Raw genomic sequence first — 717 nt, 5'->3', positions numbered from 1 at the left:
CGAATAACGATCATGAAGTGATTGTTGAACTGCAAAAAGCGGTTGAGCGTTATCCAGCCTACGGTTTTAGCAAGTTGCTCAAAATACTTCGTCGGTGGGGACATGGCTGGAATCATAAACGGATATATCGGATTTACTGCGAACTCAAACTCAATAAGCGTCGTAAAGAGAAAAAACGCTTACCAACTCGTTCGCCTGAGCCGCTTAATGTGCCAATAGTAGCTAACCAGTGTTGGTCGATTGACTTTATGAGTGACAGCTTACAGTGCGGACGTCGATTTAGAACCTTCAACGTAGTAGATGACTTCAATCGTGAAGCACTCGCTATCGAAGTGGATTTAAGCCTCCCTGCGCAACGAGTGGTTCGAGTGCTTGAACGAATCATTGCATGGCGAGGTTATCCAGAAAAGTTGCGAATGGATAATGGCCCAGAGTTCATCTCTGTAACGCTGGCGACTTGGGCTGAGGAGCATGATATCAAGCTGGAGTTTATCCAACCAGGCAAACCGACTCAGAACTCCTATGTCGAACGATTTAACCGTACGTATCGCACAGAGATCCTCGATATGTATGTGTTCAGAACCTTGAATGACGTGCGTGAGCTAACAGAAAACTGGATACGAGAATACAACGAAGAACGTCCCCATGATGCCCTCAACGATCTGACACCATGGGAATATTTAATGAAGAATGAACAAGCCGAAACCTCTAATTATG

1 protein-coding gene is annotated in these 717 nt (G+C 45.2%); it reads left to right on the top strand.

What is annotated here, in order from left to right; all coding sequences use genetic code 11:
• Positions 1–717: IS3 family transposase (locus ACQEXP_RS21220; RefSeq protein ID WP_426971459.1), on the top strand; the 717-nt coding region annotated here is incomplete at both ends.

The sequence above is a fragment of the Vibrio sp. TRT 1302 genome (assembly GCF_050113875.1).
In the GTDB taxonomy this organism is placed as follows: Bacteria; Pseudomonadota; Gammaproteobacteria; order Enterobacterales; family Vibrionaceae; genus Vibrio.
The sequence above is the reverse complement of the archived record's forward strand: the minus strand, read 5'-3'. Positions and strand labels throughout refer to the sequence as shown.